Origin of the sequence: Neisseria sp. Ec49-e6-T10 (assembly GCF_051132615.1) — a bacterium.
Taxonomy (GTDB): domain Bacteria; phylum Pseudomonadota; class Gammaproteobacteria; order Burkholderiales; family Neisseriaceae.
Map to the genome: position 1 here is coordinate 2,121,102 of NZ_CP152375.1, position 15,189 is coordinate 2,136,290.

13 protein-coding genes are annotated in these 15,189 nt (G+C 37.3%); all 13 read right to left on the bottom strand.

Annotated features, from left to right (window positions below; genetic code table 11):
• Positions 1–199: 199 nt before the first annotated feature.
• Positions 200–2,437 carry a DNA internalization-related competence protein ComEC/Rec2 gene (locus AADH04_RS10765; protein WP_434777277.1) on the bottom strand — a complete coding sequence of 746 codons (2,238 nt, stop codon included), beginning with the start codon at positions 2,435–2,437 and terminating at the stop codon, positions 200–202.
• 27 nt (positions 2,438–2,464) lie between these two features.
• On the bottom strand, positions 2,465–3,052 hold the full coding sequence (locus AADH04_RS10770; protein ID WP_434777278.1) for a DUF922 domain-containing protein: 588 nt from the start codon (positions 3,050–3,052) through the stop codon (positions 2,465–2,467).
• A gap of 67 nt (positions 3,053–3,119) precedes the next feature.
• Positions 3,120–4,433: an iron uptake transporter deferrochelatase/peroxidase subunit gene (efeB, locus tag AADH04_RS10775; RefSeq protein WP_434777279.1), complete on the bottom strand. Its 1,314-nt coding sequence runs from the start codon at positions 4,431–4,433 to the stop codon at positions 3,120–3,122.
• Positions 4,434–4,461: 28 nt separating this feature from the next.
• Positions 4,462–5,619 carry an iron uptake system protein EfeO gene (efeO, locus tag AADH04_RS10780; RefSeq protein WP_434777280.1) on the bottom strand — a complete coding sequence of 386 codons (1,158 nt, stop codon included), beginning with the start codon at positions 5,617–5,619 and terminating at the stop codon, positions 4,462–4,464.
• A 78-nt stretch (positions 5,620–5,697) separates the two neighbouring features.
• Complete coding sequence (gene efeO / locus AADH04_RS10785) at positions 5,698–6,615, bottom strand: iron uptake system protein EfeO (RefSeq protein WP_434777281.1); 918 nt, start codon at positions 6,613–6,615, stop codon at positions 5,698–5,700.
• 29 nt (positions 6,616–6,644) lie between these two features.
• A complete protein-coding gene (gene efeU / locus AADH04_RS10790; protein WP_434777282.1) occupies positions 6,645–7,508 on the bottom strand; it encodes an iron uptake transporter permease EfeU in 864 nt (287 codons plus the stop codon).
• 193 nt (positions 7,509–7,701) lie between these two features.
• Complete coding sequence (gene gltS / locus AADH04_RS10795) at positions 7,702–8,916, bottom strand: sodium/glutamate symporter (protein WP_434777283.1); 1,215 nt, start codon at positions 8,914–8,916, stop codon at positions 7,702–7,704.
• Positions 8,917–9,252: 336 nt separating this feature from the next.
• Positions 9,253–9,666: an ExbD/TolR family protein gene (locus tag AADH04_RS10800; protein WP_434777284.1), complete on the bottom strand. Its 414-nt coding sequence runs from the start codon at positions 9,664–9,666 to the stop codon at positions 9,253–9,255.
• A 66-nt stretch (positions 9,667–9,732) separates the two neighbouring features.
• On the bottom strand, positions 9,733–10,392 hold the full coding sequence (locus AADH04_RS10805) for a MotA/TolQ/ExbB proton channel family protein (protein WP_434777285.1): 660 nt from the start codon (positions 10,390–10,392) through the stop codon (positions 9,733–9,735).
• Positions 10,393–10,405: 13 nt separating this feature from the next.
• Positions 10,406–11,221 carry a TonB family protein gene (locus AADH04_RS10810; RefSeq protein ID WP_434777286.1) on the bottom strand — a complete coding sequence of 272 codons (816 nt, stop codon included), beginning with the start codon at positions 11,219–11,221 and terminating at the stop codon, positions 10,406–10,408.
• A 297-nt stretch (positions 11,222–11,518) separates the two neighbouring features.
• Positions 11,519–13,228, bottom strand: a complete 1,710-nt coding sequence (locus tag AADH04_RS10815) for a hypothetical protein (RefSeq protein WP_434777287.1) — start codon at positions 13,226–13,228, stop codon at positions 11,519–11,521.
• Positions 13,225–13,653 (bottom strand): DNA polymerase III subunit chi, encoded by a 429-nt coding sequence (locus tag AADH04_RS10820; protein ID WP_434777288.1) that lies wholly within the window; start codon positions 13,651–13,653, stop codon positions 13,225–13,227. Before AADH04_RS10820 ends, AADH04_RS10815 begins: the two co-directional genes overlap by 4 nt.
• Before the next feature lie 10 nt (positions 13,654–13,663).
• A complete protein-coding gene (locus tag AADH04_RS10825) occupies positions 13,664–15,145 on the bottom strand; it encodes a leucyl aminopeptidase (protein ID WP_434777289.1) in 1,482 nt (493 codons plus the stop codon).
• Between the last annotated feature and the right edge of the window lie 44 nt (positions 15,146–15,189).

The following is a 15,189-nucleotide window of genomic DNA, read 5'->3' on the forward strand; positions in this document are numbered from 1 at the left end:
ACCTCATGATAATATGAGGTTTTTTTGTGCCATGGTCATCATTAAAAAGTACACCACTTTAGGAATGATTTTTAAATTTAAATAAGTCATCAATTGTGCTGTTTGACAGCTCACTTAAGTTGTTCAATCAGCCTATGTTTTAACTTATGGATAAATTTGTCTAACTTTAGGCGTATATTAGACTTGGCGCTTTGATATATTAATGAAAAGGTTTTAACTGCCAAAAAGGTTTATATTGTGTTTGTTGTTCAATAGACGTTTCTTCTGCCAAAGTAATGCTGATGGCTCCTTGTGTGTCTGTGCGCCAAATAGTGGCACCGTGTTGGGTGACTGTGTTTATGACTTCAGGGTGTGGATGGCGATATCGATTTGCAAAGCCTGCACTGACAATGACATGATCTGGATCCACTGTTTGTAAAAACTGTCGATCAGTAGATGTTTTGCTGCCATGATGCCCCAAGACCAGTGTTTGGCTCAATAAGCTATCGTCAAAAAGATGAATTAATTGTTTTTCCCCTTTTACGGATAAATCCCCAGTAATCAATAATGCTTGTTTTTGTGCCAAAATACGTAAAACACAACTTTGATCATTTTTATTGTTTGCATTTATATTGGGGGTTAACCATTCAAATAAAACACCATCCCATTGCCAATTGACGCCTTCTGTACAATGTTGTACTGAATAATCAGGGTAAGCTTCAGGTTGACCAGCTAAAATGGCAGCATGGGGAAAGGCGGTAAAAATATCACCTAAACCAGAATCATGATCTGCATCATTGTGAGACAAAACCAATTTATCCAAATGGCGAACCCCTAAAGCCCTAAGATTGGGTAACACAATTTTGTGACCACTACCCATGCCTGTATCGAATAATAAAGTGTGATTTTGTGTTTGGACCAGTATAGCTGTTCCTTGCCCCACATCCAAAATGGTGATTTTTGCCTCATTTTTTTGAAGTAGGGTAGGTTGGTAAACCAAAACCATGATGATGCTCAACAACCCTAAAGAACGCATAGGTGTCCCTGTTGGTGCCAAAAATAATAAGGTACCTATTAAACTTGTTGTCAATAACCATATAGGTGCTTTACTGATTGAGTATTCATAGGCCAAAGGCAATAATATATCCAGCCCATCTAAGCTATATTGAGCAAGGGCACAGGCTAGGAGTAAAGGTAAATCAAAAGGCATGATCAAACTGATTAAGGCCAAGGGTGTCAGAACCCATGACACCCAAGGGATAGCAATTGAATTAACAGCAGGGCTGAGAATAGGAAATTGTCCGAAAAAATAGCTAAGTGGCACAATAGAGGCAACTGTGGCTGCTGTTTGAGCACGAATGGCTGTTTGCCATTTATTTTGTTGTTGTTTTCTGTTGGTGCTGACCCATAATAAACTGGCCACTAGACCAAATGAAAGCCAAAAACCTATGGTTAAAGCATATAAGGGGTCGAGTAATAATACCAAGGTGAGTGCTGTCCACCAAATTTGCCATGCAGTAAAATACTTGTTGCTACAAATCATTGTCGCTGCTGCTAATAACATAAACACACTGCGTTGTGTGGGGACAGAAAACCCTGTTAATAAAGCATAGGCTAGGGCAGCCAATACACCTGCCCAGAGCATAATGGTTTTGGGTTGAAAACGTTTTATTTGAAGGAAAGATAAAATAAAATGGGCACACATGGCTGCAAAAATGGCGACCATGGTGACGTGTAAACCAGAAATACTGACCAGATGCGTAATTCCTGTTTGTCGAAAAGCTTGCCAATCACTTTGTGTTAAGGCACTTTGTTCACCTATTGTGAGTGCCGCGATTAAAGAAGCACCTCTTGGATACTCAATACCTACATCATGAATGCGTTTTGACAAAAAAGCACGAAATTGATCTAAATAGGTAGCGAAACTTGCCTTATAACCTAAGAAGTGGCGGTTTTTTTTCACCGAACCTGTGGCACCTATTCGATGGCTTAAATGCCATGCTTCACTATTAAAACCAGTTAAGTTAACTGTTGATACGGGTGTGTTTAATGCAGCCTGTACGCGCCATTTACTGCCTGTTGGCCATTGTTGTTTCTGATAATCAGTCAAAATTATTTTTTTGGGGATATGAGGCGTATTTGATAAAACTTCTGCAATAAAACGATGGCCATATTCAGTTTGTTGAGGTAGGTCTCGTACAACAATAATCAACTCTTGAGTTTGTTTGTTTAATTCTAGTGGCAAGCGATTGTTTAAAGCGGACTCTACCCGTATAACAGTGTATAAAAATCCCAATAATATAAATAAAAGATGGCGTACCCAAATATAGCGCTTTACAAAACAAAGCAACAGAATGCATAAAAAGCCGATGAACCCTATTGGTGGTAAGGTACTTAGAATAAGTGGTAAAAATAAACCAAGGCAAATAGCTGGTAGGAAAGAAATGGGTAATTTCATTTGAGTGACAAATTAACTGTAAGTAAATTAGTGATTTTGTTTCTCCCATAAATATTGTTTTTCCCCATGTTGGGTTATTTTGTCATAATGCTGATGCCAATTTGTTAACTCTTGCAACATTTTATGGCCCATTGAATTGACTTGTTGTTCTAGTCTTGTGCAGTTTGATGCAGGGGGGGCATTGTTCAGAAGATTATTTAATTGATATGCAGTTTGTCTTGATTTTTTATAGTGAAGGTATTCATGTGTATATAAAGTTTCATTTTTTTGTTTAAATGAACGAATTTGCCCTTGCGAGTGTGAACCTACTAATTTTGGCATCGTAATGATGGTGTTTAAGTAAACGCTCACCTGCACAATTTTACATTCTCCTGTAGAGTGTTCTTGCTCCCAATCATATTGCCAACGAATCGTCCAATTTGTTGAGGCATCAAAGGTGTGACCATTGATTTTGATTGGGCTGGCTTGTTTGATGGCATGGTTAATACTTTGATTGGGTTTAATTGTGACTGAATAATAGTGGTGATCCAATTTTTCTAAAACATTGGAATAAATATGGTTGCTGATGAATAAGCAATATAGTGACAATAAATGCGGATGTTGAAAACGAATCAAAATTAAGTGCTCATAAAAAATCAGATAGCCTTTATTATAAAAGACTATCTGATTTGAGCAAATAAAATTATGCTTCTAGCAAACTTTGTCCTAGCCATGAACCTTCTTGTATGCCAGGTAAAGCGAAATAATAGCCACCACCAAATGGTTTAATGTATTCTTCTAAAGGCTCTCCTGATAAGCGATTTTGCGTATCGATAAAACCTTTTTGTAAATCTGATTGGAAACAAACAAAAACCAGTCCCATATCCAGTTGGCTGGATTTTGTGAGTCCTAAAGAATAATTATAGCTTCTGCGCAATAGTTTGGCATCATGACGTCCTTGTCCTCGTGGTTCCGCACGGCGCATATGTGAATCTAAAGGGGTAATTTTGCCTTCTGGGTCTGATTCATATTCTGGATCATCAAATTCATTCTCTTTGCCAAATGGTGCACCCGAAGCTTTTTGGCGACCAAAGTCTACTTGCTGTTCACCTAAAGGTGTTCTGTCCCAAAATTCTAAGTAGTGTCGAATCAGACGAATCACTTGATAGGTTCCACCTTCTGTCCAATCAGGCTCACCTGTTTGTTTATTGACCCAAACCATTTCGTTCATGAGCTTTTCGCTTTTGGTTGATGGGTTTCCTGTACCGTCTTTAAAGCCAAATAGATTGATTGGTGTGCTGCGATGGCGGATGGCTCTGGCAGGTAAAAAACCATCCATTTTCCAGTGTGGTACCAATAATTTAGGAAAATTTTTAATGATATCCCTCATTGCATAGATAACTGTTTCACGCGAATTGGCACATATTTGCAATAAAATATCACCGTCGCACCAACTGGCATCTAGTGCATCATTTGAAAAAGAGGGCATTTCCACCAGTTGTTTGGGTTTAAGTGTATGTAACCCAAAACGCTCATCAAATAAAGAAGCACCAACAGCAACGGTAATGCTTAAGTTATCAGGGTGTATTTGTGTGCCTAATAAGCCAGAGTCTGGCGGTGGCATTTGAATATGCTCTGTTGGTTGGGGGCCACCTTTGGTTAAAAAGGCAATTCTTTGTGTTAATCCTTTAAACAAAGTCACTAAGTCGTTTTTAGTGCGACCAACAACATTAAAAGAAATAAAAATAGCTTCCGCTGTTTCAGGGGTAATAATACCTGACTGGTGTTGGCCAAAAAAGGGCACAGACTGTAAGCTTGGGTCATCACAAAGATGAGCACAAGCAGTGGTTACATCAGGTGCTTGATTGTTTTTTAAAGCAGAAAAAGCACCAAAAGCTCCTAAGGCCACGCCACCACCTGCAAGAGTCAGATTAGTCAATAAACGGCGGCGACTAGGAGAGGCAATAATAGGTTCCAAATTGTCTGGTGTTTTTCCTTTATCTTGTTGATTATCCATATTGGGTCACTTTCTATTATATTTCAATTTACTCTAATCCTAGTGCTGATTGCATATTTGTTAGTTTTTCAGCTAAGTCAATGCTGAGCTTTTTCAACTGTGCTTTATCCTCAGCAGTTAATTGTTGGTAGACAGCAAATCCATTTTTTTCTGGGTTTTGGTATTGTGTCAGTATAGTATTGATTTGTGCAAAATCCTGTTCAATATGTGTTGCCAATTCTGGATTGGATTTTTGTAACATTGGGCGTAATAACTGGGTAATTTTTAAAGCGCCTTCGGTATTGGCATGAATACTGGCTAAATCAGTATGGGCATAACGATTTTTTAGACCTTCAATTTTTATTTGTGCAATATCCAACATCAGCATTTGCGCATTTTTGACCATTTGCTGTGCAGAAATATTCAGTGTTTTAATTTGTGTTTGCAGCTCTTGGATATTGAGCACTAATTTTTCTGTTAAGGGTAAAAGTGTTGCTGTAGATTGTTCAGAAAATAAACCTTTTTCAATACGGTGTAAGCTTATAAATTCAGGGTCTTTATCTTTTAGTTTAAAGACACTTTCATCTGCGCCGATGGCTGTATCTAAAGCCGCAAATTGTTTGATCACCGGTTCAATATGTTCATAAGGCTTAAGTGTTTCAGTATACAAAGCTTGTGCTTTTTTCAAATCACCTGCTTTGACTGCTTCATTCAATTGTTGCGCTTGAGTCAATAATTCCGATACTTGAGTATTGGTATAAATTTTATAGTCTGCAATAGGCCCAACCAATTCTACTGGTGTGGGTTTTTTATTCAATACAGTATCTTTGGTTGCGTGTACGATGAGTGTGCCTCTTGGATTAGAGAGTAAACCACAGGTCATCTCATAAGTATCAGGTTCTAAAGTGGTTGTCAGTTTTTGAGTAAACCCAGGAGGAATGTTTTCTCTTTCATCAATAATGCGCACCCCTTTTAAAATTTCCCATTCCACAGCTCTTTGGGTTTTATTCTCGATAAGAAAACGCGTTTTACCTGCATTAATTTCTAATTTCATTGGCTCGCAAGCGTGTTCCAGTACGGCAATTTTGACTTCCTCTATATTATCGGTTGCATTATTTGGGCTTGTTTGATTTCGCTCTGAACAGCCTGTGACCATTATTATAGGTAGTACAAGGGTAATGCTTTTGATGAAAGGCAAACGCAACATTATGGGTAACTCCATTAAAAGAAGAATGCCACCATGAGATCAATGTGGATCCGTCATGATGGCAAACAGAATAAATGATTAATCTAGACCAAGAGTGCCACGTAACTGCGCCAGATCTTCAGCTAAAGTATTGATTTGTGCTTTCATGGTGTTTCTATCAGTGTCTGATAAAGCAGTATAAGGCTCAAACCCTTTGCCATCTGCTGTTTTGTATTTATTTAAAGTAGTTTGTACTTCATCATAGTTTTGGTTGATTTTGGCTAAAAGTTCAGGATTGGCTTTTTCAATTAAAGGGGTTAATAACTGAACTATTTTAATAGAGCCTTCTAGGTTTCCACTAAAATCCCATAAATCTGTTCGGCTATAACGATCTTCTTCACCACTGATTTTGGTTTGGGCGATTTCTTCCATTAAATCAGCTGAACCTTGCACCATTTTAACAACAGGAATACTTTCATTTTTTAAACGATTGTGTAATTCAGTCACATCAGCCATCAGTTTGTCTGCATATTTTTCCATGCCTTTGGTTGTGTTGTCGCCAAATAAGGCTTTTTCTAAGCGGTGAAAACCAGTGAAATCTGGGTCTTCTGCTTTAAGTTTGAAGTCGTCTTCTCGTGCATCGATTGCAGGGTCTAAATCCCCAAAAATTTCAGCAGCAGGTTCTACACGTTCATAATGCAAACGTGTTGGTGCATATAATGCTTTTGCTTCTTCTATATTGCCTGCTTTAATGGCATCTGTAAATTTTTTGGTAGATGCTTCTAAAGCGACCAATTCTTCGAGTACATAAACTTTGTAGTCTGCCACAGGTTGAACAAAATCTTCTGCTGAGGGTAGGGTGTTTGATGTATTTTGTGCCGCATCAGAGGCAACAGCATTTGTGACTGTTTCTGATGTGCTGTTATTGGCAGGGGTGTTTGCTTTTTCCTGACAGGCACCTAAAGCCAAAGAGATACAAGTGACAAGTAGGATACGCGAAAATTTTTTTTGGATCATTTGGTAAAGCTCCTAATAAATAATTAAAGTTATACGGTCGATTCTTTTTTTTCTTCTGATAACAAAGTTTTTTTTGGCCAGAAAAAGAAAAGTAACGCTGGGATTAAATAAGTAAAATAAACAATCACTTCACCTTGTGTTGGGCTGTCACTGTATCCAAAAAGACCTGCTAAAATTGTGCCCAAGAAACCATGAGTGGAGAAGGGGCCAACTGAAGCATCATAGACAATGGTTTGTAAGGCATTCCATATTCCTGCTTCATGTAGTGCCTTAAGTGCACTAGCCGCTAGGCCTGCGGCAACAAAGAGGATAAAAATACTGGTAAAACGGAAAAATTTTGCTAGGTTTAGACGAACGCTACCGTGGTATATGCCAAGTCCAAGTAAAACGGCAAGTAATAAACCGCTAAATGCCCCAAGAGGGGCAGAAATTTTGGCCGTATCCTGCTCAAAAATAGCAAATAAAAAGAATAATGATTCTAAGCCTTCTCGGGCAACGGCAAAAAATGCCATACCAACGAGCATAATGCCTTGACCTTTGCTGCGATTCATTGCCACATCAATCGAGTTAGTCAGTGAGTTTTTAATGGATTTTGCTGCTTTGTTCATCCAGAACACCATATAAGTGAGGACAAAAACAGCAATAATGGCGACAATACCTTCAAATAATTCTTGTTCCCTTTGAGAAATTTCGCCAAGGGTTTTTACCATAATCAACCCTACAATACAGCATAGAACAACGGCACTGACAATACCAAACCAGACAAAACGCATCCATTGTTCATTACCCGTTTTTTTTAAATAGCTGGCAATAATGCTAACGATGAGGGCGGCCTCTAAGCCTTCCCTTAGCATGATTAAGAAAGGAACCAAAAACATATGGCAATCAATCATAAAAATAATATTTTTATATGATAATAATAACGATTATTATTTGCAAGTAAAATAATAGATTGGTGTGATTTATTATTGCTATAAAATTAAGATGGGGTTGGCTGATATAGGATATGCAAGAATATTAGGCCTGAATATACATAATCAGGCCTAATGAAATATTGATTAATCTATTGATTTAATAATCGATTATTTACCCACCAAATATGGGTAGCATTAAATACAACTTAATCACAATCACATTGACCAAATCAATAAAGAATGCGCCAACCATGGGAACAACTAAAAAGGCAACATGAGAAGGACCAAAGCGTTCGGTGATCGCTTGCATGTTGGCAATTGCAGTAGGTGTGGCACCCAGCCCAAAGCCACAGTGACCGGCAGCTAAAACGGCCGCATCATAGTTTTTACCCATTACGCGGAATGTCACAAAAATAGCATATAAAGCCATTACTAAAGCTTGAATAGTTAAAATGATCAGCATAGGAATAGCCAAAGAAGCCAATTCCCATAGTTTTAAACTCATCAAAGCCATGGCCAAAAATAAAGATAAGCTCACATTACCCAAGACGGAAACAGAACGTTCAAATATTTGATAGCTACTGAAAGAAGATAATGTATTATTTAGAATCACGCCAATAAACAAGACACAAACAAAGGTAGGTAACTCAAAACTGGTTCCACGTAATAAATCAGCAATATAACTGCCTGCTGTTAAACAAATGGCCAACATGGCAATGGTTTCAATCATGGCCGAAGCTGTGATTAAACGTTCAGCTTTAGGTTTTTCAAAAGCACTCATATCATCAACAGTTTCTTGTTCTTTTTCTGAACTGCCTTGATTGGGTATTTTTTTGATTAAAAAACGGGCTACTGGCCCACCAATTAAACCACCTAAGACAAGGCCGAAAGTTGCACATGCCATGGCGACTTCTGTTGCTGTTGAAAAACCATATTGTTCCGAGAATACTTTACTCCAAGCAGCGCCTGTACCATGTCCGCCAGAAAGTGTAATGGAACCGGCCAATAAACCCATTAAAGGCTCTATTCCCAGTAAGCTGGCTAGCCCTACACCAACTGCATTTTGGATAATTAATAAACCGATGACGACAAATAGGAAAATAAATAATGCTTTGCCACCAGACTTTAGACTGGCAATATTGGCATTTAACCCAATACTGGCAAAAAAAGCGAGCATCAATGGATCTCTTAAAGACATATCAAAAGACACTTGCCAATTAAATGTTTGTTTTAAGATCAGCAAACTTAATGCAACCAATAAACCACCAGCAACAGGAGCAGGTATGGTGTATCGATTTAAAAATCCGAGGCGTTGTACCATAACTTGACCAATTAATAAAACCAAGCTGGCAGCAACCAAGGTACTATAAGTATCTAATTGAAGCATAAGCATTCTCCTTACAAATTGAAAACTCAGTTAACCCTGTTTGCAGAAAACATAAGAAGGTTAAACTGAATAAAAGGTTTGAAAATAATCAAATAGAATAAAATAATCTTTTATTTGTTGATATTTAAAGAAAAAACCAATTGAATATTTTGTTGTTATAAGAATTTGCAAAATTGTAACGCAAAAAAAGCATTTTTAGTATTTTTTTTTAAATTTGTATGGAAAAAATAGTTCGAAACAAAATAAATCATACAAAAGAAGGAGCCTTGATAAAAAAAGAAACGCAAAAATGGCCTGAATTGGTTTTTGCGTTTCTCAAGATAAAATTCAATAATATTATTGAGCTTCTGTAACAAAGCCTACTTTTTTCAAGCCAGCTTCTTGGGCGAGGCTCAACATTTTTGCTACATATTTATATTCAACTTGTTTGTCTGCAGCAATGGCGACGATTGTGTCTTTGTCTGTTTTAAAAGCGTTCTGAAACGTTGTTTTCAATTCATTTTCTGAAATCTGTTTGTCACCAATAAAAAAATCACCTTTTTCATCAATAGAAACACGCATGGGTTCTTTTTGCTCCGTGATATCAATTTTATTACTTGATTCAGGTAAATTTAGCGGAATAGAATGTGTAATCAAGGGCATCGTCACCATAAATACCACCAACAGTACCAACATCACGTCCACTAAAGGAGTGGTGTTGATTTCTGCCATAGGTTGATTTTCATCCTGATTAAAATTACCAAAAGCCATAGTTGCTGCTCCTGCAAAGTTTTTTAAGCATTAAGTTTGTTTTAGTATCATCAACAAACACAATATTTATTCAGTTGGAAACATCATTTGTGCATGTAAGTCATGCGCAAAATGATCCAAATCACGAGACAATACTTTATTGCTGCGGCTTAACGCATTGTATGCCAATACAGCTGGAATCGCAGCGGCTAAACCTGCTGCTGTAGCAATAAGCGCTTCACCAATTGGGCCAGATACTGCGGCAATACTCATTTGCCCACTCATGCCAATATTTACTAAAGCATGATAAATGCCCCAAACGGTACCGAAAAGCCCAATAAAAGGAGCCGTCGCACCAATTGATGCTAAAGTGGTTAAACCATTTTCAAATTTACTGTTTTCTTCTGTCAGTGAGCGGCGGATGGCGCGCGTTAAAAATTCATCTAAAGGGCAAGCAATACCTAATTGTTTTCCACTGTATTTTTTATAATGCTCTCTTGCTTTAATAGCACTGAGCGTGATTTGAGCTACAGGAGCAGTATTATTGTTAACTAAATGGTGGACTTCTTCCCAATTTTGAGCTTGCCAAATTTTGGTTTGTAATTCTTTATTGGCTTTTTTTGCTTGATATAATTTCATTAACCGAATAATGATTAAAGTCCAAGTTAAGATACTCATAATAATTAATGTGATGAAAACACCCATTAATATCCAGTCACCTTGTTTAAAAACAGTTAATAAATCCATAGGGTTTAATCTTTCATTTTAGGTTGTATATGATTGAGAATGCAAAAATATAATCAATAGGTACACCACCACGAGTTGCTGGTTTATAACGCCAACCAGAAGCCGCTTTTCGTGCTGCTGTTCGAAAATAGGGGTGTGTGCTCTCTGTTACTTTTACACTTTTGGCTTTTCCATTTGCACCAACTAACACTTCAACACGAGCAGAACCATGTCGTATGCCTAGATATTCTGCTTCTTCTGGAAATTTTGCCTCTCTAGAACCTGTATGCCCGCCAATATGGGTTGGTCCTACAATGGCACCACCACCTAGTGTATTACCCGAAGAAGCATTTTTTTGCTGTCCCGTTGTGCCGCTACCAGTATTATTTTGCGTGTTTGTCGAGCTGGTATTATCTGCAACAGTTTTTTTTTCAGTTGTTGTGCTGGTATTACTATTGGTGTTTGAAGCCGCAATTTTTGCTGTATCACTATTTGTCTGTGTCGTCTTAACAGGGGCTTGGGTAATAGGTTCAGTTTTGGTTTCTATTTTAATTTCTGGTTTTATAGATGTTTCTTTATGTTGTTTTGTTGCTTTAGGTTGTGTTTTAGTCGGTTCATTTTTTTTAGGTGCTTTTTGTTTTTGCTCCTCAGTTGCAACATCTGTTGAGTCTTGTGAGAAAGGCGACATAGTAGAGGGCAATATCTCGACCATTTCTAAAGTCAGTGGCTTTTCTGGTTTAGGCGTATTCGTCTGATGGGCGAAAAGCGTTATTAAGGTCAATAACAGGATATGTATTGCTGTTACACCAAGAAAAACACCAGAATAATAAAAATTTACGGTCTTAGTCATAAAATATTGTTTGCCAAATTCAGTTGAGTATTTTAATGAGAATGGTTTTTATTTGCAAGTTTTAATCTAGGAAACCTTCGTAAGATAATTTTTTCTAGCTTACATTTATGTCAATAAACATGATAAATTATTCAATAAAAAACATTTGAAAATGTATATCATTAGATTGGGTATGAGTAGTACCATAAATTGAGTTTTTATGTGTTGATATAGGTTTAGAAGAGTTTTTTTTAAGTCTCTTAGGTATCCAAAAGTATTGGTGTAGATAGGGTTGCACCAGTGCTTTTGGATAAGAGATTATTTTAATTGTTGCTTTGTTTTTTCAATTGCAGTTTTGACTTCTTTTTGTAGCATATTCGTTAAAATAGAAGGCAGTTGTTGACTAATGGTTTGTGTTATTTGTTCTGTTTGTTTGTCTAGCTCTTCTTTGACAAAATTCATCACTGTTTGGTGAATAGAAACAGACAGTTGTTGCACAACAGATTCAATCAGTTGATGTTCACCTACTAAAGAAACAGGTTTTTGAGTAACGATTTCAGCTGTAATATCAGCATGAGCAGCTTTATTTTGTGGAACAGCTAAATTGAGTTCTGGAATTTTTTCTTCAACATATTTCATTTCAGATGTGGGTTGAGCATCTTCAATATTGTCTGCTTTAACTTCAATTGTATTGGTTTGAACATCGACAGATACGTTATGAGATAAGTTATCTGTTGGTTTAGATTGTGCTTCTTCCTCTTGTTTTGGTGTAATAATGGCTGTAGGTTGGATGTCGTCTATTGAAATTCCCTCTACTGAAATTTCTTCTACAGATTTAATTGGTTTTTGAACAGTCAATGGCTCTTTTGTTGTTTCAGTTGTTTGGACTATTGGTTCAAGTTGTTTTTGTGGTACTTGAATCGCAAAATTTGTTGTTGTTTGTTCAGGTTTATTTGATATTAGCGTATTTGATGTCGGTTGTTCTTCTTGATTAAATTCAGCAGACAAAGAGACTTGTCTTGGTTCTACTTCAGGCGCTATTATTTCTGCTTCTGCTTCTGCTTCTGCTTCTGCTTCTGCTTCTGCTTCTGCTTCTGCTTCTGCTTCTGCTTCTGCTTCTGCTTCTGCTTCTGCTTCTGCTTCTGCTTCTGCTTCTGCTTCTGCTTTGACAATATTTTGCTCAGCTAAAGCAGTAGGGGTATTTAATGGAAAAATATTTATTTCGTCTACAATTTCAAGTTCAGTTGGTGTTAAATCTTCAACTTTGGGCTCAGGTTCATGACTGATTATAGAATGTTCCGATTTTGTTGTAGATGAAATAATAGAAGATTGTTCTGATGCAACAGGAGGGGTAATGGTCTCGTCATTTTGTGTTGGTTTTTGTTCTACCGTTTTTTCTGTAATATTAAGATCAAGAGGAGTATTGGCTTTAACAACGGGGCCATTATTGTCCACTTGTATCGCAGATTTGCTTGATGATTCAGAAACCGTTGTTGTTTGGGGTGAGAGTGAAGCTGTAGAAGCTGTTATTGGCAAAGTTATATGTGGCTTTGTTTTTGTCTGATTTATCTGAGTGTGTGGCGTTGGTTCTTGATCAAGGATTTGATTGTCCTCTACAATATCAAAAGGCATAAAACTGTCTATTGAACCGGTCACAATTTTGTCTGCATTACCTAAGTTTTCTAAACTGTGGAAAAATACATTATTTTCCACTTCGGATGGGTTGTTGATCTCTTTTAGAAAGTCAGAATCTTCACCACCTATTATGTCGATATTTAACAGTTCATCATAAGATGGGTTATCCAGCAAACCATGGTCGTCATCTGGACTTTGATCAAACGGATTAGATTCTTGCAATAGGCGTTCTTTTTCACCTGTTGCCTCTTCAAATGCTTCTTCAAATTGAACAATTGTTTGATTGGGTTGCTCTTGTTTGAGCATGCCCTGGCTATGTTTTGCACGTTCCTGTCTTAATTTTTCCAGATTGTCTTCCCAGTTAAGCGCAATATCTTTATTATCATCTGTCATGATTTATGTTCCATATTAAAGTGTTCAAGTTCAAAACCGCATTGTTTATAGGCTCTAAAACGATCTCTTGCATTATTCATGGATTGTTCGTTGTGTTCAATCAGCTCTAATATTCTGTTAAATTGTATGTCATTTCCAAAAAAGTAATCGCTTAAATTTAACACTGTTTGAAGTGGACAATCTTTTGGGGGGGAGCCTGATCCAATTATAATGTCTGTTGTGTTCAGTGTTAAAGATTTGTTTATATTTAAAACTTGATGAGGAATAAAACTTTCTGCTTCAAAGCGCCAAAGTCTATTATCAAAATCCATTACAGATTGAGTGTCAGGTAACCATATTAATAGCCCTTGCTTTTTGTTGTAAACCGTTTTCGTCAGTTTACAGGCAAAAAGCAAAGGGTCTGTAATATGAGTATAAAAACTCACTTTTTGCATATTAATGATGGGATGAAGCTTGTTGTAAAAAAGCTAATAACAATGGTACAGGACGGCCAGTTGAGCCTTTTTCTTTTCCACTTTTCCAAGCAGTACCAGCGATATCCAAATGTGCCCAAGCATAATTTTCAGTAAAGCGGGATAAAAAGCAAGCAGCTGTAATCGTACCTGCTGGACGGCCACCAATATTAGCAATATCAGCAAAATTACTGTGTAATTGTTCTTGATATTCATCCCACATAGGCATTTGCCATGCTTTATCATTACTGCTTTGAGATGCTTGTAAAAGTTGATCAATTAATGTTTGATCGTTACCAATAACCGCACTGCCTATATGACCCAATGCGATGATACAGGCTCCTGTTAATGTGGCCACATCAATAACTGCTTGAGGGTTGAATTTTTTAGCATAAGTGAGCGCATCACATAAAATGAGCCGACCTTCTGCATCAGTGTTTAGCACTTCAATGGTTTGCCCACTCATGCTGGTGACGATATCACCAGGTTTGTTGGCACCACCAGAAGGCATATTTTCACATGTAGGCACTAGAGCAACTAAATTAATTGGTAGTTTCATTTTTGCAGCAGCGTAAAAAGTGGCAATAACTGTTGCTGCACCACACATATCATATTTCATTTCATCCATACCTTCTCCAGGTTTTAATGAAATGCCACCGCTGTCAAAAGTGATGCCTTTACCTACTAAAACATAAGGTGCTGTTTGAGCTTTTGTCCCTTGATAATTTAATTCGATAAAATATGGTGACTGGGTGCTGCCTTTGGCAACAGACCAAAAAGACCCCATGCCCATATTGATGATGTCTTCTTTATTGTGAATATGGACATTGGCGCCCGCTTTTTTTGCCCATTGTTCAGCTTGTTCACTTAAGTATTGTGGGGTACATAAATTGGCTGGCGCATTACCTAAATCTTTAGCAAAATTAATGGCATCAGCTGTAATGGCTAAGTTTTGGACGAGTTGTTCTAATTGTGTGTCAACAGCAGATTTGCTGACAATCACTTGTTCCAGAGTATTTGGTGTCACATCAGTTTTTAACTGATTGTACTGGTAATAAGCATCGTTTATACTCAATAAAGCACTGCTTACAAATTCAGACAAATTAGGCGCATACGCAGAAACAAAGGAAACATCCAGTTCAATGGCTTGTTTTTTGTGTTCTGTGGGCAATGATTTGGTGATTTTTTGGAACATTTTATCCAAAGAAACTTTATTATGTTCTTTGGCGCCAAGCCCAACTAACAGTAGTGAGACTAATTGTTCTTCATGAAGAAATTCAATGAATTGTCGTTTTCCTGCTTCACAACCAATTTGGTTTTGCTCTATGGCTTTTTGTAAAAGCCCCGCAGAAATCTCATTGAAATATTGCCCTAAAGAGCTTAGTTGATTGTTTGAATCGGTAAATAAAATCGTTAAAGCTTGCAAGTTTGGCTGCAAAATTTGTTCTTTTATGCTAAATTCCATAAGTTACCCCTTGGGGAAATAATAGATGATGAATAACAATTTAT

Coding starts and splice junctions, on each gene's coding strand:
- AADH04_RS10765 (WP_434777277.1), bottom strand. CDS start 2,437: ATGAAATTACCCATTTCTTTCCTACCAGCTATTTGCCTTGGTTTATTT.
- efeB (WP_434777279.1), bottom strand. CDS start 4,433: ATGGATAATCAACAAGATAAAGGAAAAACACCAGACAATTTGGAACCT.
- efeO (WP_434777280.1), bottom strand. CDS start 5,619: ATGTTGCGTTTGCCTTTCATCAAAAGCATTACCCTTGTACTACCTATA.
- efeO (WP_434777281.1), bottom strand. CDS start 6,615: ATGATCCAAAAAAAATTTTCGCGTATCCTACTTGTCACTTGTATCTCT.
- efeU (WP_434777282.1), bottom strand. CDS start 7,508: ATGATTGATTGCCATATGTTTTTGGTTCCTTTCTTAATCATGCTAAGG.
- gltS (WP_434777283.1), bottom strand. CDS start 8,916: ATGCTTCAATTAGATACTTATAGTACCTTGGTTGCTGCCAGCTTGGTT.
- AADH04_RS10800 (WP_434777284.1), bottom strand. CDS start 9,666: ATGGCTTTTGGTAATTTTAATCAGGATGAAAATCAACCTATGGCAGAA.
- AADH04_RS10805 (WP_434777285.1), bottom strand. CDS start 10,392: ATGGATTTATTAACTGTTTTTAAACAAGGTGACTGGATATTAATGGGT.
- AADH04_RS10810 (WP_434777286.1), bottom strand. CDS start 11,221: ATGACTAAGACCGTAAATTTTTATTATTCTGGTGTTTTTCTTGGTGTA.
- AADH04_RS10815 (WP_434777287.1), bottom strand. CDS start 13,228: ATGACAGATGATAATAAAGATATTGCGCTTAACTGGGAAGACAATCTG.
- AADH04_RS10825 (WP_434777289.1), bottom strand. CDS start 15,145: ATGGAATTTAGCATAAAAGAACAAATTTTGCAGCCAAACTTGCAAGCT.